The sequence below is a fragment of the uncultured Paracoccus sp. genome (assembly GCF_937873615.1).
Classification (GTDB): domain Bacteria; phylum Pseudomonadota; class Alphaproteobacteria; order Rhodobacterales; family Rhodobacteraceae; genus Paracoccus.
On record NZ_CALMYP010000011.1, the window covers coordinates 33,926 to 50,546 of the forward strand.

Here is a 16,621-nt window from a genome sequence, read left to right on the forward strand (position 1 = left end):
TGATAGACTGCGGCGCAACCCACGGCCATCTGGGACGTTGGCCCGGATGAGACGCGCCGCAACCATCCTGATGTGCATGATGGCACTGGCTTTCGTGGCCAGCGGGCTGCTGTTTGCGATCACGCCCGCACCAGCCGAGGATCTGCCCTGGCAGATCGCGCAACTGGCCGAGCCCTCCGCCAGCACGGATGGGCTGGCCGCGATCTATCTGCGGCCGCAGCAGCCGGCCATGTGGCTGATGCTGGGCGGTCTCTGGATCGCGCTGATCATTTTCGCCGCGCGGCGCTTCTGGCCAAGCGAGACCCGGCCCGATCTGGAACTGGCGGATCTCGCCCTGCTGATCGGGGCGCTTGCCGCCGGCAGCCTCTGGCCCTGGGTGGCGGTCGGCGCGCCGCTGGTGGGGTTCCTGCTTTGCGTGCTGATGCTTCTCGCCCTGATCGCCGCCGCCCGGCGGATCAATTCAGATGGCCGGCTGGGCCGGCATCCGCTGATCGGCATATTCGCCGGCTGGGCCACCATCGTCACCTTCGCCGCCTTCGGGTCCTTCCTCAGCGACGTGACCCCGATCCCGGTGGAACTCGCAGCACTGGTCAGCGCGGTCCTGACCTGCGCGGCGGCCATGGCCACGCAGATGCGCATCCCGTCCAATCCGAGCTATACGATCACGGTGATGTTCGGCCTTCTGGCCACCGCCGCCACGACCATCGAATCGCACCCGCCCATTGCCGTCATCGCGGTCCTGTCGATGGCGGCGCTGACCTTCCTGCTGGTGCGGGTGACGACCTAGCTGCCCTTCGGCTTCTGCCGGTTCTTGTGCTTCGACAGCGCGCCCGACTGGCTGATCTTCGTCGCCTTGTGGCGATAGGGGTTCACGTTGCCCTGATCGCGGAAGAAGATGCGGATCGGCGTGCCGGGCATGTCGAAATCCATCCGTAGCCCGTTGATCAGGTAACGGTGATAGCTGTCCGGGATCTTGTCGGTATGCGTGGCCTTGACCACGAAGGCCGGCGGCCGGGTCTTCACCTGGGTCATGTAGCGCAGCCGGATCCGCCTTCCACCCGGGGCGGGCGGCGGATGCGCCTCGGTCATGGCTTCCAGCCAGCGGTTCAGCTTCGAGGTCGAAACCCGGCGGTTCCAGACCTCGTAAGCCTTCACGATCGCGTTATGCAGCCGGTCCAGCCCCTTGCCGGTCTTCGCCGAGACCGTCACCAGGGGTGCGCCCTTCAGCTGCGGCAGCAGGCGTTCGAAGCTATCGCGCAGTTCCTTCAGCTTCTCGGCCTTGTCATCTTCCATATCCCATTTGTTGGCCGCAACGACCACGGCGCGGCCCTCGGTCTCGGCCAGATCGGCGATGCGCAGGTCCTGCTGCTCGAAGGGGATGGCCACGTCCAGAAGCACAACCACCACCTCGGCAAAGCGCACGGCGCGCAAGCCATCGGCGACCGAGAGCTTTTCCAGCTTGTCGACGACCCGGCCGCGCTTGCGCATCCCCGCCGTGTCGAAGATCCGCATCGGCGTGCCCATGAACTCGGTCCGAACCGAGATCGCGTCGCGGGTGATCCCGGCCTCGGGGCCGGTCAGCAGCCGGTCCTCGCCCATGATCTTGTTGATCAGCGTCGATTTCCCGGCATTCGGCCGTCCGATCACCGCCAGTTGCAGCGGCTTCGCGTCAGAGGGCAGCCAGTCCGGCGCCGCATCCTCGTCGAATTCGGCATCCTCGGGCAGATCGACATCCACCGCCGGCTCGTAAACCGCGTTCTGCGCCGTCAATTCGGCCGCCAGCGGTTTCAGCGCGGCATAGATATCCTCCATCCCCTCGCCATGCTCGGCCGAGATGCGCAAAGGCTCGCCAAGGCCCAGCCCGTAGGCCTCCATCGCCCCGGCCTCGCCCGCGCGGCCCTCGGCCTTGTTGGCGGCAAGGATCACATGCTTGGCCCGCTTGCGCAGGATATCGGCGAAATACTCGTCCGCCGCCGTCACCCCTGCACGGGCGTCGATGACGAACAGCGCCACATCGGCCTCGTCCACGGCGCGCTCGGTCAGGCGGCGCATCCGGCCCTGCAGGCTGTCATCCTCGGCCAGTTCCAGCCCGGCCGAGTCGATCACGATGAAGCGCAGATCGCCCAAGCGCCCCTGCCCCTCGCGCAGGTCGCGGGTGACGCCGGGCTGGTCGTCGACAAGCGCCAGCTTGCGCCCGACCAGCCGGTTGAACAGCGTCGATTTGCCGACATTGGGCCGGCCCACGATGGCGAGGGTGAAGCTCATCGGTAGGCGTAAAGCTTGCCGTCGCGCCCGGCCACATAAAGCGTGCCATTGGCCACGACCGGCGCGGTCGCCGCACCGCCCGGGATCTCGACCTGACCCACGACCCCGCCCGAGGCCGGATCGAAGAGCCGGATCACCCCATCGCTCGATGCCACGATCAGCCGGCCACCGGCCAGGATCGGCCCGTATTGCGCATAGATCCGGTCCTGCTTCTTGACCTTGCTGTCCTGATACCAGGGCAGGTTGCGCGCCCAGACCAGCCCGCCAGTTGCCGCATCGAGCCGCACCAGCTGGTTCTGGTCATTCACCGCAAAGACGGCATTGCCAGCCGCGATCACCGGCGAAACCGCGCCTTCGCGCGCCGACCAGATCTGCATACCGGTCGCCCGCTCGAAAGCCGCGATCCGGCCCGAGGAGGTGCCGCCATAAACCCGGTCGCCGGCAATCACCGGATCGCCCGACATGTCGCGGATCGAGGAAACGGCCCGGCCCGGGCGCGTGCCCGCCACCTGACCCGACCAGCGTTCGATGCCGGTTTCACGGTCGACCGCCAGCAATTGACCCGAGGCGAAGGGGAAGACCACCAGATCGCCCTCGACCGCCGGGGCGGCAACGCCGGTGATACCGGTCGGCTGCGGAATGCCCTCGACCTGCCACAGAAGCTTGCCATCCGAGGCGCGCACGGCAAAGCCGGTGGCGGCACGGTTGGTCACATAGACGATGCCGTTCTGCACCGTGGGCGCGCCGCCGACGGCAACGCCAAGGCGCTGACGCCAGACCACATTGCCCGAGGCCGCATCCAGCCCCAGTAATTCGCCATAGCCGGTGGCGACGAAAACCCGCCCGCCCTCATAGGCGATGCCGCCACCCGATCCGCTGTTCGGGTTCTCGCCTGCCGGCACCAGATCCCGCGACCAGGTCCGGCCGCCCGACAGCGCGGTGGCGGTCACCATGGCATGGCTGTCCAGCGTGAAGATGCGACCGCCGGCCACGATCGGATCGGCGGAAATCCGGTGCCGCTTGTCGCTCGGCTGGCCGATGGGTGCGGCGAACAGCAGTTGCAGCCCGCCGCTCAGCGCGACATGGCCGCTGTTATGCGAGGCCGAGGCCGCGCGATGCGTCCATTCCGCATTCGCGCGCGCGCCCGGCAGCGACAGCGCCGTGCCGGTGGCGACAGGATCGGCCATGGCAGGCCCATCGGGGGAACCGACGGCGCGCGCATCCAGCCGGGTGCCGGGCAGCCTCACCTCGCGCTCGACACAGCCGGCCAAGATCAGGGCCGCCATCAGCGTCACGCAGGCTGGCGTAAGAACGGTTTTCAGCGACATGGCAAACCTCGCGTCATTCGGCAACTGGGGCGACATCCTCGGCCGCCGCATCATCGGCCGGATCGGCACCGTCGGGCAAGGCGGGATTTGCACCCGGCAATTCGCCAAGCGCGACGGTCATTTCGGCCAGACGGTTGCCCAGCCCCTGGCTGACCCCGTCCTGGGCCTGGATCTCGTGGATCAGCGTCAGGGCGTCCTCGGCGCGACCGGCGGCGATCAGGGCCACCGCCTTCTGTTCCAGCGCCAGCAGCCGGAAGGGCGCGCCGGGCGTCGTCAGTTCCGACAGCGTCGCATCGCGGGCCGCCGGGTCCATGTCGGCCCCCTGCGCCAGCACCGATTTCAGCCGGGCCAGATCGCGCATCACCGGGTCCTGCGCGGCCGTCACGGCGGCCTCCAGATGCGTCACCGCCTCGGCCTTGTCCCCGGCATCGAGCGCTGCACCCGCAGCCAGCATCAGGCCAAGCGCCTGCCGGTCGCCGGTCCCGCCCGCATCCAGTGCTGCCAGCGCCGCGACCGGATCCTCGGCGCGCTGCGCCGCCAGAGCCGCATCGCCCCAGCTTTCCGCCGCCGCGCGCGCCCGCGATTGCGAATATTCGCGCCAGGCCGTGCCGCCGACAAGGATCAGGATCAGCGCCAGTGCGATCCAGCCATAACGCCGGAACAGCGCGAACAGGCGGTCGCGCCGCACTTCCTCGGTGACTTCGTCGATGAAACTGTCGGTCTCGTGGCTCATGCGGTCCTGCCTTGTACTTGTCGCCCCTTATAGCCGAGCCATCGCAAGGGACAAGCGCCGCCGCTCATCGGACCCTTGACGCGCTCGCCGCGTCAGGCTTTGCAGGGGGCCTGCTGTTCCACGGAGCCCGCCATGACCCTTTCGCCCGACGAGATCGCCCGGCTGTTCACCCGCGACGGCCAATATCTCTGCGCCCGCTGGGGCCGACCGGTCGCGCCGGTGATCTTCGGGCTGGCCGACGACAGCCTCGCGATCTTCAGCGCCGCGATCCGTGCCGCCTATGCCCATGCCGGCCATCCCGTGACCGAGACCGATCACGAGATGGGCGCAAATCTGATGCTGGTCTTCTGCCGCGACTGGGCGGAACTTGCCGGCATCCCCGACCTCGACAGGCTGACCGGCCAGCCGGGTCTGATCGCCCGGCTGAAGGAAGGCCAGGCCAGCCATTACCAGATCTTCCGCTTCGATCCCGGTGGCGCGATCCGCGCCTGCCTGTCCTTCATCCGCATGGGCGGCCCGCTGGCCAAGGCCCATCCCGCCATGCTGGCCGAAACGCTCGCCACCCGCTCCATGCTGACCTTCGCCGGGGATGTGGCCGCGTCGGAAGACCTCGCCCGGCTGATCCGTGCCGCTTACGATCCGGTCATGCCCGATGTGGCAACGGATTCCAGCCACGCACTGCGGCTGGCGGCAAGGCTGGTCTAGCCGCCCTCCAGCCGCTCGCGCAGGGCGCGCAGGACCGGCAGCGCCGCGCGCACCCGCTCGGCCCCGATATCGCGGACGATATCCGACATGGCCGGCGAGATTGCCGCGATTGCCGCATCGCGCGCCGCACGACCGGAGGGGCTGATCGAGACGAACTTGCGCCGCGCATCGTCCCAATCGGGGCGGATATGGATATGCCCGGCCCATTCCAGCCGCGCCAGCGTATTGGACATGGCGCCACGGGTGACGTGAAAGGCTTCGGCCAGTTGCGCCGGCGTGCGCTCCTCGGCCAGATGGGCCAGCAGGTTCAGGACCGAGAAATGCGAGATCTGCATTCCCCCCGGCAGGCTGCGGCCGATCAGGGCGCGGGCCAGCTGTTCGACCATCAGCACCTCGGAAAACAGGCTGGCCGCGACAGAGGCGCGGGTCGGGTCGTCCTTGGTTTCGGTCACGTCGGTCACGTCGGTCACGGGGCTTCGAAAGGTTGCTGGCCGGAAAATGCGGGAATGCGAGACCGTGCCTTGCCGGTCTCGCTCAAGTCAAGCGTCACAATTGAGACACCGGGGGATTCGCCGGCATCCGAAATGACCTCGCCCCAGGGCGCGACGGCCAGGCTGTGACCGAAGCTGCGCCGGGTCCGGCCCTTGCGGGCGGGGTCGGTCGCATGCAGCCCGCATTGCGCCGGGGCCAGCACGAAACAGCCGGTCTCGATGGCGCGGGCGCGCAGCAGCACATGCCAATGCGCAGCCCCGGTGGTGTCGTTGAAGGCCGCCGGCACGGTCAGGATCTCGGCGCCCGCCTGCGCCAGTGCCCGGTAGAGATGCGGGAAACGCAGATCATAGCAGATGCTCATCCCCAGCCTTGCCGGGCCCTGGGCCAGCACCGCCTTGCCGCCGGGCCGATAAGCGGCGGATTCGCGGTAGGATTCGGTTTCGGAGATGGTCACGTCGAACATGTGAATCTTGTCGTAACGCGCGACGATCCCGCCATCCGGGCCGATCAGGAAACTGCGATTGACGAAGCGCGGCTCTGCCGGATCGTCGGATTTCAGCGCCAATGAGCCGATCAACAGCCAGATTCCCAGTTCCGCCGCCTGCGCCCGCAGCGCGGCCAGCGTCGGATCCTCGTTTTCGGGACGCAGCACCTGCGCCTGCCAGTCCCGGTCGGCCGAGATCAGGTTGCTGCATTCGGGCGTCAGCACGAACTCGGCCCCGCGCCCTGCCGCTTCCGCGATCATCGCCCGGGTCAGGGGCAGGTTCACGGCCGGATCGTCGCCGACCGAAAGCTGCACCAATCCCGCCGTCAGCGCCGCCGTCACCGCTCAGGCCGCCAGAAGCGGGTCGAGCCCGCCCGTGCGGTCAAGCTCGTGCAGGTCGTCCGAACCGCCGACATGGGTCGCGCCGATGAAGATCTGCGGCACCGTGCGCCGACCGTTTGCGCGCTGCATCATCGCCTCGCGCAGCGAGGGGTCGCGGCTGACATCGATCTCACGGAAGGCCACGCCCTTGCCATTCAGAAGCCGCTTGGCGGCGAGGCAATAGGGGCAGGTGGGGGTGGTGTAGATGTCGACATTGGCCATGGCGCGTCCTCGGTGATCCTTGCCGGATCTATCTAGTTGCGAGTGCCACGAATTTCCAGATTCGCTTTTCGCCCGGTGTCGAAAAATGGCGAATGACACAGGAAGCCTGCCCGTCGATGTGGTCTCAGGGACCGCCAGCGCAACCGTGGCTCAGCCCTTCACCGCCCGCGCCAGCACCGCCACGGAAACCGGGCCGGTACCGGCCTCGTGCAATGCGCGGACGGCCTCGGTCATGGTTGCGCCCGATGCCATCACGTCATCGACCAGCAACACCGCCCGCCCGGCCAGCCTGTCCCGCTGTCGCGGCGTGACCGCAAGCGCGCCGCGCAAATTCTCGTGCCGCGCGGCGCTGTCGCGATGATCCTGCGCCGGGGTGGCGCGGCAGCGTTGCAGAAGCGTCGGCAGATGGGACAGCCCATGCGCCCGCGCCACCTGCGCGGACAGCAGCGCCGCCTGATTGAACTTGCGCGACAGAAGCCGACGCGGATGCAGCGGGATCGGCACCACGATCATGCCCGGCCGCACCAATGGTGCCGCCGCCGCCGCCAGCCAGCCGCCAAGCGGCAAGGCCAGATCCGGCCGGTCGCCATGTTTCAGCGCCAGCACAAGATCGCGCCCGACATCGCGATAGACAAGCGCCGCCCGCGCCTGCCGCCATGGCCGCGCCATAGCCAGGCAATCGTCGCAGATCAGCGCCGCGTCCCCATCCGGCCCAGCCATCCCCGGCAGCGGCACGCCGCAGCGCTGGCAGGCACAGCCGGTGACGAATTCGCAATCCCGCCAGCAGTCTGGACAGAGCGCGCCATCCCGTTCGACCGGGGCACCGCAATCCAGGCATTGCGGCGGGTAAATCATTCGTAATGCGGCTTTCATCGCATCAGGAAGGGCACTAAAACTCAGGCCCATGAACTCTGCCCCCCAATCCCCGCCTTCCGGCCCCCGCCAGTTGGTCGATACGCACGCATTGCAGCTTCACCGTGATCGCGCCCGCCGCATCGGGCTGGCCGAGCCCCTGCATCGAATCGCCATCGACGAGGTGCAGGATAGGCTGGCCGAGATTAACAGGGCCTTTACGCAGATCGGAATCGTCACCCCTTGGCCGGAAATATGGTCGGACAGCTTCCCTTCCGCCCATGTTACCCGCGATTCCGACCTGCTGGACCTGCCCGGGAACCTCGATCTGGTCCTGCATGTCATGGGTCTGCACTGGGCCGAGGACCCGGTCGGCCAGATCGTGCAATCGGCGCGCGCCCTGCGCCCCGACGGGCTGTTCATCGCGGTGCTTCTGGGCGGCGAGACCCTGCACGAATTGCGCGATGTCCTGACCCGGGCCGAGATCGAAGTGACTGGCGGGCTCTCCCCGCGCCTGCTGCCGATGGGCGAGATCCGCGATCTGGGCGGGCTTCTGGGCCGGGCCGGGCTGGCCTTGCCGGTCACCGATCACCTGCCGCTCAGGCTCAGCTATCGCGACCTGTCGCATCTGGCCGCCGACCTGCGCGCCATGGGCGAAACCAATGCGCTGACCGACCGCCTGCGCCGCCCCAGCCGGCGCGAGATCTTCGCCCGCGCCGGTGCCGATTACGCCGCGCGCCACCCCGACCCGGCCAATCCGGGCCGCATCGTCGCCACATTCGACATGATCTTCATGACCGGCTGGGCCCCCGACCCGGACCAGCAGAAACCCCTTCGTCCCGGCTCGGCCAAGGTCTCGCTCGCGGACGCATTGAAGCCGAGGACCCCATGACCCCCAAGGACCACCCCCAGATCCCGCAGGCCAAGACCGGCATTCTCATCGCCAATCTGGGCACGCCCGACGGCCATGATTACTGGTCGATGCGGCGTTACCTGAACGAATTCCTTTCGGACAAGCGGGTGATCGACCTGCCGTCGTGGAAATGGCAGCCGATCCTGCAGGGCATCATCCTGACCAAACGGCCCTTCACCTCGGGCGCGAATTACAAGCTGATCTGGAACGAGGAAAAGAACGAAAGCCCGCTGATGACCATCACCCGCGACCAGACGCAGGCGTTGCGCGCCCGGGCCGAGGCCGAATGGGGCGAGCGGGTCATGGTCGAGTTCTGCATGCGCTATGGCAACCCCTCGACCGAGGAAGTGCTGGACCGCATGGTCAAGGCCGGTTGCCGGCGCATCGTCTTCCTGCCGCTTTATCCGCAATATGCCGGGGCGACCTCGGCCACCGCCAACGACCAGCTGTTCCGGGCGCTGATGGCGCAGAAATGGCAGCCCTCGGTCCGCACGGTCGATCCCTATTTCGACCGCCCCGACTATATCGCGGCCCTTGCCGGCAGCGTCACCCGCGCGCTGGAAGGCAAATCGCCCACCAAGCTCGTCGCCAGCTATCACGGCATGCCGCAACGCTATCTGCGCGAAGGCGACCCCTATCATTGCCAGTGCCAGAAGACGACGCGGCTGCTGCGCGAGGCGCTCGATTGGCCCGAGGATCGCATCGACACGAGCTTCCAGTCGGTCTTCGGGCGCGAGGAATGGCTGCGCCCCTATACGGTCGAGCATGTCGCCGAGCTTGCCCGGCAGGGCCATACCGATATCGCCGTGATCTCGCCCGCCTTCGCCGCCGATTGCATCGAGACGCTGGAGGAGATCCAGGGCGAGATCCGCGAGGCCTTCGAACATGCCGGCGGCAAGACATTCACCTATATCCCCTGCCTGAACGCGGAGCCGGCGCATATCGAGGTGATGATGGGCGTCATCCGCGACAATATCGGCGGCTGGGTCTAGACGCGACGCGCCCGCCGCTGTCATGCTGGGGCAAAGGGAGGGGGGCCATGAACCCGGACGATCTTGCCAGCCGCAACTGCACCGCCTGCGAAGGCGGGGTACCTCCGCTTGATGCGCAGACGGTGGCGCGGATGCTGGCGGAACTGGACGACTGGCAGTTGGAAGACGGCACCGCGATCCGGCGCCGTTTCGAGTTCAAGGGTTTCGCCAGGGCGGTCGAAATGGCCAATCTCGCCGCATGGCTGGGCAACCGGCAGGCGCATCACCCTGACGTCACCTTCGGCTGGGGCTATTGCGAGGTCCGCTTCACCACCCATGCCGCCGGCGGGTTGACAGAGAACGATTTCATCTGCGCGGCCCGGCTGAACGCGCTGCTGGCCTGATACAGCATCGGAAAGGGACCGCGCATGACCGACTATCCGCCCGCCGCCAATCTGCAACTGAAACGCGCCTATGCGCCGGCCGAGCCCTCGGACGGCACCCGCATCCTGGTCGACCGGCTGTGGCCGCGCGGGATCAGCAAGGCAAAGGCCGAGCTTGCCGAATGGATGAAGGACATCGCGCCCTCGACCGGGCTGCGCCAATGGTTCGGCCACGAGCCGGCCCGCTGGCCGGAATTCCAGCGCCGCTACCGGGCCGAACTGGCCGATCATCAACCGGCGCTCGACCAGATCCGCACGCTTGCGATGAAAGGCCGGGTGACGCTTGTCTATGGTGCCCGTGACGAGGTCCATAACGACGCCGTGGTCCTGCGACAGGTGCTGCTGGGGGAAGCCGCCGATGGCTGAGCGCTTCCGGATCGGCGATCATGTCGCCGCCGACCGGAGCAGCGCGCCGCGCCAATGCTAGATCAGCAGCACCTGGGTGCCGACATTGGCGAAGCCGAACAGTTCCTTGATATGCTCGTTGTAAAGACCGATGCAGCCGTTCGAGGACTTGCGACCGATCTTGCGCGTGTCATGGGTGCCGTGGATGCGGTAATATTGCCAGCTCAGATACAGCGCATGGGTGCCAAGCGGATTGTCCGGCCCCGGCGGCACGAATTCCGGCCATTCCGGGTTACGCTGGCGCATTTCCGGGGTGGGTGCCCAGCTCGGCCCCTCGACCTTGCGGATGACCTCGGTCCGGCCCTTGCGCGTCAATTCCTGTGAGACCGGGATCGAGGACGGATAAAGCCGATAGGTCGAACCGTCCTCGGACCAGTAATGCACGCAACGCGAGGTCAGATCGGCCAGGATCGCGCCATTGGTCAGATTGCTGAAATAGGGCTGCCAGTCCTGCGCACGGAAACTGGAAATATTGCGCCGCTGATCGGCCTCGGTATCGTATTGCACCAGCCCGGCATCGGGCGTCTGCGCCCATGCCGGCGCGGCCAGACCGGCCACGCCAAGTGCTGCGGCCGAGGTCACGAAACGGCGGCGGCCAAGGCCGCGACGATCTTCGTTCATAACTGTCTCCTGCTCCGACCGTCTTGCGCGGCCTGATTCCACCCGAACGAGATTATGAAGGCGCGGGTCGGTGAACAAATCAAACTGTTGTAATCGCACCAGATCACCGCGCAAATGTGGTGAAAATCACGCATTATTGCCTTTGCGCGCATCACGGCCCAGTCTAAAGAGACAAAAAACCATAAGCGCATCGAGGGCAGTATGAAGCGCATTTTCCTGATTCTCGTCACCGGGCTGAGCCTGGCCGCCTGTTCGCGCGCGCCGGATCAGCAGCTCGGATCGGATGGTCAGCCGATCCCCGTCGCCTATACGATCAACGCCGCAGAAGCCGAGGCGATTCCCAACCGGATGCTCGAACAGGTGAACATGCTGCGTGCGGGCTCTGGCGATGCGCCGCTCCGGCTGGATCCGGCGCTGAACAGTGCCGCGGCGATGCATTCGCGCGACATGGCGGCGCAGAACCGGGCCTGGCATTTCGGCTCGGACGGATCGTCGCCGCTGGACCGGGCGCGGCGCGCCGGCTATTCTGGTCATCTGATCGGCGAGAATATCAGCGAAAGCTATGAGAACGACATCGCCACGCTGCAGGCCTGGATGCAGACCCGCGACACCCGCGACGTGATCATGGACCCGACGGCCACCACGCTCGGCATCGCCTGGTATCAGGAGCCGTCGCGCAAGATCTGGTGGACGCTGATCACCGGGAAATGACCCCAGCTGGCCAGGATACAACCGCCTGACATGTCATCCTGAACCGGGTCGAGCCGATCAATAAAGCAGGTCGAACGGGCCGATTCTGCTGCCCAGAACGTCTATGTTCAGTTCGGCCACCCCATCGCCGTCGCTGTCGATCTGGATCCGGGTCTTGCTGCTGTATTGCACGATCCGGACCTCTGCCCGGCCGGAATCCGTAAACGCGTCCGTGCCCATCCAGACCAGCCCCCGTGTCACATGTGACAGGTCAATCACATCGAGGTCTCGCTGAAAATCGGTGATCGTGTCAGTTTCAACGGTTGCGGCACCTGGGGCACCGAAGATGAACACATCCTCTCCCTGAGAGCCTGTGAGCGTATCATTGCCCTGGTCGCCGTGCAGCGTGTCATTGCCCTGCCCGCCAGCCAGGTCGTCATGCCCTGCCCCGCCATAGAGAACGTCACTGTCGTCATTGCCCGCCACCAGATCATCGCCCGTGCCGCCATAAATCAGATCCCGCCCCGTCATGCCGAACAGCCGGTCATTGCCATCGCCGCCATGGACGCTGTCATTGCCCTCCTGCGCCAGGACGAAATCAGCGCCGTCATCGCCAGACAGGACATCCCCACCTGTGCCGCCGATCAGCAGGTCGTCGCCCGCACCGCCGTGAAGCGAGTCGCGGCCATCGCCACCGCGCAGAGAATCCTTGCCAGCCGCCCCGATAATGAGGTCGTTGCCTTCCACCCCCCAGAGCATGTCATTCCCGTTGCCGCCCCGGATTTCGTCATTGCCGATCATGCCGATCACATGATCGTCGCCATCGTCGCCATACATGGTGTCATTGCCAGCATGCCCGATCAGAAAGTCATCATCGCCGCGGCCCGCGATCAGGTCGTCGCCATTGTCGCCATAAAGATAGTCATGCCCGGCGCCGCCAAACACGGTGTCATTTCCCTGACCGCCAACCAGCACGCTGCTGAACCCCTTGCCCTGAATCAGGTCATTGCCATCCTGTCCGGCAATGCGGTTGTTGTTACCGCCCGCATACAGCCGGTCATGGCCAGGCCCGCCAATGATCGTATCGGCACCGCCAGCCCCCCGGATCAGGTCGCTGCCGCCGTCGCCGCGCATGATATTGCCGCCATTGCCCGAGGCGGTGATGACATCATTGCCCTCATGCCCGATCAGGATATTGCGACCGTCGCCGCCGTGGATACGGTCAGCGCCGTCGCCAGCGAAGATCTGATCGGCGTCATCGCCCCCCATCAGCCGATCATGTCCCGGCCCGCCGATGATAGTATCCTGTCCGGCGCCCCCCTCGATAAAGTCTGCCTGCTTGCCCCCCTGAATCCAGTCGCGCCCCGGCCCGCCAATGAGATTGCATCGCGCATTGGCGGCACCATAGATGCGATCATTACCCTCAAGCCCCCGCAACTGCGCGCTGCTGGCCCCGGCAAACATGCGGTCCGGGCCGCTGGTTCCCAGCACCTGGCTCGAAAAGACCAGCATGGGCGGCAAGGGAGCGGGGCCGGTGTAGCCGCCCGAACTGCCGGTCGGCGGCGCGGAGACCGAAGGATCGCCGGGGTCGGGCGTAACCGGCGTCACCAAGTCGGCATAGTCGATGTCATTGGCATAATGCGCGAGGCGAAACATCTCCTCCTTGAAGTCGGACGCCTTCATCGAGGTTCCGCCGACAGTCCTGATCTCGATCCGGACCTCGCCCCCGACCAACAGCGCGCCCTTGGCGCTCGGCAGAATCTGCAACTGCGCAATGCTGCGGATATAGGCCAGCTCTGACAGGTCAAGGCGGTCCCGGGCAGGGTCGAAATCGAGGATCGTGACCATCCTGGTATCAAAGCCGGGCACGAAGGTATCGCGCCCGGCATCGCCCTTCAGACTGACCGTTCCGCTGCGCGCAATCAGGATGTCATCGCCTTCACCACCCGCCAAAGCAGAGGATGCGCCATTGCCAACGAGAATGTCATCGAGCGCGCTGCCGTTCAGCGAACCGGTTCCCACCAGAGACTTGCCGATCGGTCCCGGATCGAAGCTCAACTGGCTGATACCGGCCTCGGTCGCACTCGCGACGAAAAGGGCGATCTTTCCGCCGACCTGCTTCGCCTCGATGGCCGAGACATTGGCCAATGCCATTGCATCGGTATCGGCAAGCACCGCCAGAAGATGCAAGCGCCCCTCTCCATCCAGCGTCAGGACCGAAATGCCGTCATCGGCCCCGCCCACGAAGATATAGGCGCGGCCCCCCATCTCGACCGTGGCCATGGCCGTCACAGCCTGAAACCGGGTTGTCGTGGAATCGACGACGTGGTCCCTCAGCCCCAGACCACCGGACGATGCGATACGGAACACTGTCAGCGAATCGCTTTCGCCACCGCTCACGACCAGAAAATGACCGTTGGCGGTCGCCATTGCCGCAACCTCTCGCGGGGCAGAGATGCCGATCTGGTTCGATCCGTCGATCACCGCTTTCGTCGCCAGCCCACCCGAAGCCACCTCATAGACGCCAAGCAGATTGCCGCGCGCGGACGTCGCGAAGGCAAAGGTCCGGCCACCGAGGCCATGCACCTCGATATCCGAATATTCGCTGTCTGTCGCGACACGCCTGCCCGGCGCCGCACTACCCAGACCCACCAGCGACAGGTCGGCGCCCATCCGGTAAAGTTGCAACGCCAGACTGCCATTGCGGCCCGCGAGCAGATAATCCTGATCACCGATCCCGAAGGCGTCGAGCGCGACAATGTCGCCAGCAATCTGTCCCTTCTGGAATAGCGTTCCATAGCCGTTGAAGCTTCCGTCACCGGCCATCAGAAGGCTGGAATACACGCTGTCCTGCCGCCCGGTTACGGCAATATGATAGCTATTGTCAGGCCCCTGAACGAGATCAAGCTGTGGCGTGCCGAAATAGGTGCCATAGGTTTTCGGCGCGCTTTGTTGAATAAATCGTGCCGCAGTGTCCGCATTGGTCAGCGCATAGTCGGTCAACACCATCCCGTTGTTCGACAGCGCGACCAGCACCGTGCCCTGCCCGGTTTCGACAAGGGTCATGTCGGTGATATTCTCGCTATACGAGGCCTTCGGGGCGACATGCGTCGCGATGAGTTTCAGATTTGGCATTGCCGCCGCCTGTCATCCGCATCGAACCTCGTCCAGACTGCCGCAAAATGCTTAAAGCTCATCTATGACGGGCCGGTCATACCCACCAAAATTACTTAGAATTTTCAGCGATTGCGCATTATCACCAACTTGCCCAAGGGTTGCGACGCTTGCCGGACCCGGGCAGGCGTGACAAGAGAGATGCCGATTGGCACCAGCAAGGTCGGTGGATGAAACTCGGCGATCATCTGACGAATGCGTTTCGGCAACTGGACCGGGCCGTGCGCGTGCGCGGGCTGGGCCATACCCTGTCCCTGGCCCTGCGTGTGCTGGCGACCGAGGGGCCCGCCGGGGTGCGCCGCCGGCTCGATGCGCTTGGTCCGGCGCTGCGCAGCCGGAAGCCGGCCGCGCCGGGCGCGGTGCTGATCCTGACCATGCCGCATGTGCTGCATTTCGCCCGCCGCCTGCAATCCGTGCTGGCCGAGGCCGGGATCGAGGCCGAGCTGTCCGACAATGACCGCGCCGCCCGCGATTTCGATACGATCTTCGCATTTGCGCCGCAGAACTTCCCGGCCACACCGCCGGATCGCACCATCGCCTTTCAGGTCGAACAATCGGTGCTACCGCATCGCTGGACGCCGGAATATCTGGCGCAGCTGTCGGAATGCCGCGCCGTGCTGGAATATTCGCTGACCAATATGGCAGCGCTTCAGGGCAAGGTGGCGACGCGCAAGCTGTTCCATGTGCCGCTGCGCCCGCCCGCGCTGACGCCGCCCGAACCCGGTCGCCGGCGGGTGCTGTTCTATGGCGATGCCACGCCGGCGCGGCGGGCAGCCCTGCTGGCCCGGATCCGCGAAACCGTGCCGGAACTGGAAATCGAGACGAATCTTTTCGGCCCACGCATGGCGGCGCTTCTGGACCAGACCGCAATCGTTCTGAACCTGCATTCCGAACCGGGCGGATTGCTGGAGGTCGCGCGGATCTCGGAAGCAATGGCGCATGGCTGCGTGGTCATCAGCGAGACCGCGCCCGATCAGGCCGAGACCGGCGACCTGCAATCGCGCCTCGTTCTTGCCCCCGAAGGCGATGCCGAGGCGCTGGCAGGCTCTATCCGCGCGCTGCTCGACAGTCCCGACCGGCTGCGCCGGCAGCAGGAAAACAGCTTCGCACCCGCGCCCGACCTGTTCCGGCTTGGGGTGCTGCGCGCGCTTCTTGGCCTCGACATGATCTCGCCCGCGCAGTTCGAGGCGCTGGCGGGCGATTACCCCTCGCCCATCCCGACCGGCCCGGGCCTGCCGCGCACCTGCCTGACGCTGCCGGAAACGCCGCTGCGCAGCCGGGCCTTCCTGGCCCATAATCCGCCGGATTACCTGATGTGGCCCGGCCTCAAGGCCAGCCCGGGCTGGCGCGGCGCGGCGCTCAGCTATCGCCATATCATGCGCCGGCTGCGCGATGCCGGGATCACCGAGGCGCTCGTGGTCGAGGATGACGTGATCCTGCCGCCCGGTTTCCACGGCAAGCTGCAGACCATCCGCAACTATATGGACGCATGCGATGCCGACCTGTTTTCCGGCCTGATCGTCGATCTGCACAAGGAGGCGAAGGTGCTGGGGGTCGAACGTCGCGACGGGCTGGTTCTGGTCCAGCTCGACCGGGCGGTGATGATGATCTGCAACCTCTACCGGCAGCGGATGATCGAGCATCTCGCCGCCTGGGACGACCAGGACGACAATGCCTTCACCAATACCATCGACCGCTATATGGAGGCCGCCACCCATCTGCGCGTGGTGACCACCCTGCCCTTCATGGTCGATTACGGTGCCAGCCTGCAATCGACCCTGCGCGATGCCGATAACCACAAGTTCGACGCCCTCCGCAGCCGGTCCGAGGCGTTGCTGGCCGAGAAGGTCTCCGCCTTCGAGGCCGACAACCCCGCCGGCTGAGCCACATCTTGCCAGCCGGCGCGGGCTGTGGCAGTCCGTCAAAGGCCCAGAAAGACGCA

The 16,621-nt window shown here is 66.1% G+C and carries 17 protein-coding genes; 8 read left to right on the top strand and 9 right to left on the bottom strand.

The window, feature by feature from the left end; genetic code table 11:
• Positions 1–46 precede the first annotated feature (46 nt).
• Positions 47–787: a hypothetical protein gene (locus Q0330_RS02670; RefSeq protein WP_299474052.1), complete on the top strand. Its 741-nt coding sequence runs from the start codon at positions 47–49 to the stop codon at positions 785–787.
• Here Q0330_RS02670 and der read toward each other — a convergent pair.
• The 3 genes from der to Q0330_RS02685 are packed head-to-tail and all read right to left on the bottom strand — an operon-like array spanning position 784 to position 4,326.
• Positions 784–2,265, bottom strand: coding sequence for a ribosome biogenesis GTPase Der (gene der / locus Q0330_RS02675; RefSeq protein ID WP_299474056.1), 1,482 nt, complete (start codon positions 2,263–2,265; stop codon positions 784–786). The genes Q0330_RS02670 and der overlap by 4 nt on opposite strands.
• Positions 2,262–3,593 carry a PQQ-binding-like beta-propeller repeat protein gene (locus tag Q0330_RS02680; protein WP_299474059.1) on the bottom strand — a complete coding sequence of 444 codons (1,332 nt, stop codon included), beginning with the start codon at positions 3,591–3,593 and terminating at the stop codon, positions 2,262–2,264. Before Q0330_RS02680 ends, der begins: the two co-directional genes overlap by 4 nt.
• A 13-nt stretch (positions 3,594–3,606) precedes the next feature.
• Entirely contained in the window at positions 3,607–4,326 is a 720-nt protein-coding gene (locus Q0330_RS02685; RefSeq protein WP_299474062.1) for a tetratricopeptide repeat protein, read from the bottom strand.
• 132 nt (positions 4,327–4,458) lie between these two features.
• On the opposite strand from Q0330_RS02685, the gene Q0330_RS02690 reads away from it, so the two are divergent.
• Positions 4,459–5,031, top strand: a complete 573-nt coding sequence (locus Q0330_RS02690; RefSeq protein WP_299474065.1) for a hypothetical protein — start codon at positions 4,459–4,461, stop codon at positions 5,029–5,031.
• Here Q0330_RS02690 and Q0330_RS02695 read toward each other — a convergent pair.
• The 4 genes from Q0330_RS02695 to Q0330_RS02710 all read right to left on the bottom strand — a co-directional run bounded on the left by Q0330_RS02695 (position 5,028) and on the right by Q0330_RS02710 (position 7,465).
• Positions 5,028–5,417, bottom strand: a complete 390-nt coding sequence (locus tag Q0330_RS02695) for a MarR family transcriptional regulator (protein WP_299474140.1) — start codon at positions 5,415–5,417, stop codon at positions 5,028–5,030. The two genes, Q0330_RS02690 and Q0330_RS02695, sit on opposite strands and share 4 nt — an antisense overlap.
• Positions 5,418–5,497: 80 nt before the next feature.
• On the bottom strand, positions 5,498–6,337 hold the full coding sequence (locus tag Q0330_RS02700; protein WP_299474143.1) for a carbon-nitrogen hydrolase family protein: 840 nt from the start codon (positions 6,335–6,337) through the stop codon (positions 5,498–5,500).
• 15 nt (positions 6,338–6,352) lie between these two features.
• Positions 6,353–6,610, bottom strand: coding sequence for a glutaredoxin 3 (gene grxC / locus Q0330_RS02705; protein ID WP_299474068.1), 258 nt, complete (start codon positions 6,608–6,610; stop codon positions 6,353–6,355).
• Between the two features lie 150 nt (positions 6,611–6,760).
• Entirely contained in the window at positions 6,761–7,465 is a 705-nt protein-coding gene (locus tag Q0330_RS02710; RefSeq protein WP_299474072.1) for a ComF family protein, read from the bottom strand.
• A 49-nt stretch (positions 7,466–7,514) separates the two neighbouring features.
• On the opposite strand from Q0330_RS02710, the gene Q0330_RS02715 reads away from it, so the two are divergent.
• Genes Q0330_RS02715 through Q0330_RS02730 form a run of 4 tightly spaced genes read left to right on the top strand, consistent with a single transcriptional unit; the run spans position 7,515 to position 10,155 of the window.
• Positions 7,515–8,354: an SAM-dependent methyltransferase gene (locus tag Q0330_RS02715; protein ID WP_299474075.1), complete on the top strand. Its 840-nt coding sequence runs from the start codon at positions 7,515–7,517 to the stop codon at positions 8,352–8,354.
• Positions 8,351–9,367, top strand: a complete 1,017-nt coding sequence (gene hemH, locus Q0330_RS02720; protein WP_299474078.1) for a ferrochelatase — start codon at positions 8,351–8,353, stop codon at positions 9,365–9,367. The genes Q0330_RS02715 and hemH overlap by 4 nt, the downstream gene beginning before the upstream one ends.
• A 47-nt stretch (positions 9,368–9,414) precedes the next feature.
• Positions 9,415–9,750, top strand: coding sequence for a 4a-hydroxytetrahydrobiopterin dehydratase (locus Q0330_RS02725; protein ID WP_299474081.1), 336 nt, complete (start codon positions 9,415–9,417; stop codon positions 9,748–9,750).
• 24 nt (positions 9,751–9,774) lie between these two features.
• A complete protein-coding gene (locus tag Q0330_RS02730) occupies positions 9,775–10,155 on the top strand; it encodes a DUF488 domain-containing protein (RefSeq protein ID WP_299474084.1) in 381 nt (126 codons plus the stop codon).
• Positions 10,156–10,212: 57 nt separating this feature from the next.
• Here the strand turns inward: Q0330_RS02730 and Q0330_RS02735 are convergent, their stop codons facing one another.
• Positions 10,213–10,815 (bottom strand): L,D-transpeptidase family protein, encoded by a 603-nt coding sequence (locus Q0330_RS02735; RefSeq protein WP_299474087.1) that lies wholly within the window; start codon positions 10,813–10,815, stop codon positions 10,213–10,215.
• A 201-nt stretch (positions 10,816–11,016) separates the two neighbouring features.
• Here Q0330_RS02735 and Q0330_RS02740 point away from each other — a divergent pair, with 201 nt between their 5' ends.
• A complete protein-coding gene (locus tag Q0330_RS02740) occupies positions 11,017–11,526 on the top strand; it encodes a CAP domain-containing protein (RefSeq protein ID WP_299474090.1) in 510 nt (169 codons plus the stop codon).
• Between the two features lie 57 nt (positions 11,527–11,583).
• Here Q0330_RS02740 and Q0330_RS02745 read toward each other — a convergent pair whose 3' ends face one another.
• Positions 11,584–14,640: a calcium-binding protein gene (locus tag Q0330_RS02745; protein ID WP_299474093.1), complete on the bottom strand. Its 3,057-nt coding sequence runs from the start codon at positions 14,638–14,640 to the stop codon at positions 11,584–11,586.
• Between the two features lie 209 nt (positions 14,641–14,849).
• Here Q0330_RS02745 and Q0330_RS02750 point away from each other — a divergent pair, with 209 nt between their 5' ends.
• The gene (locus Q0330_RS02750) at positions 14,850–16,562 is read left to right on the top strand and encodes a hypothetical protein (RefSeq protein WP_299474096.1); all 1,713 of its coding nucleotides are present in this window, start codon (positions 14,850–14,852) and stop codon (positions 16,560–16,562) included.
• The last annotated feature ends 59 nt before the right edge of the window (positions 16,563–16,621 follow it).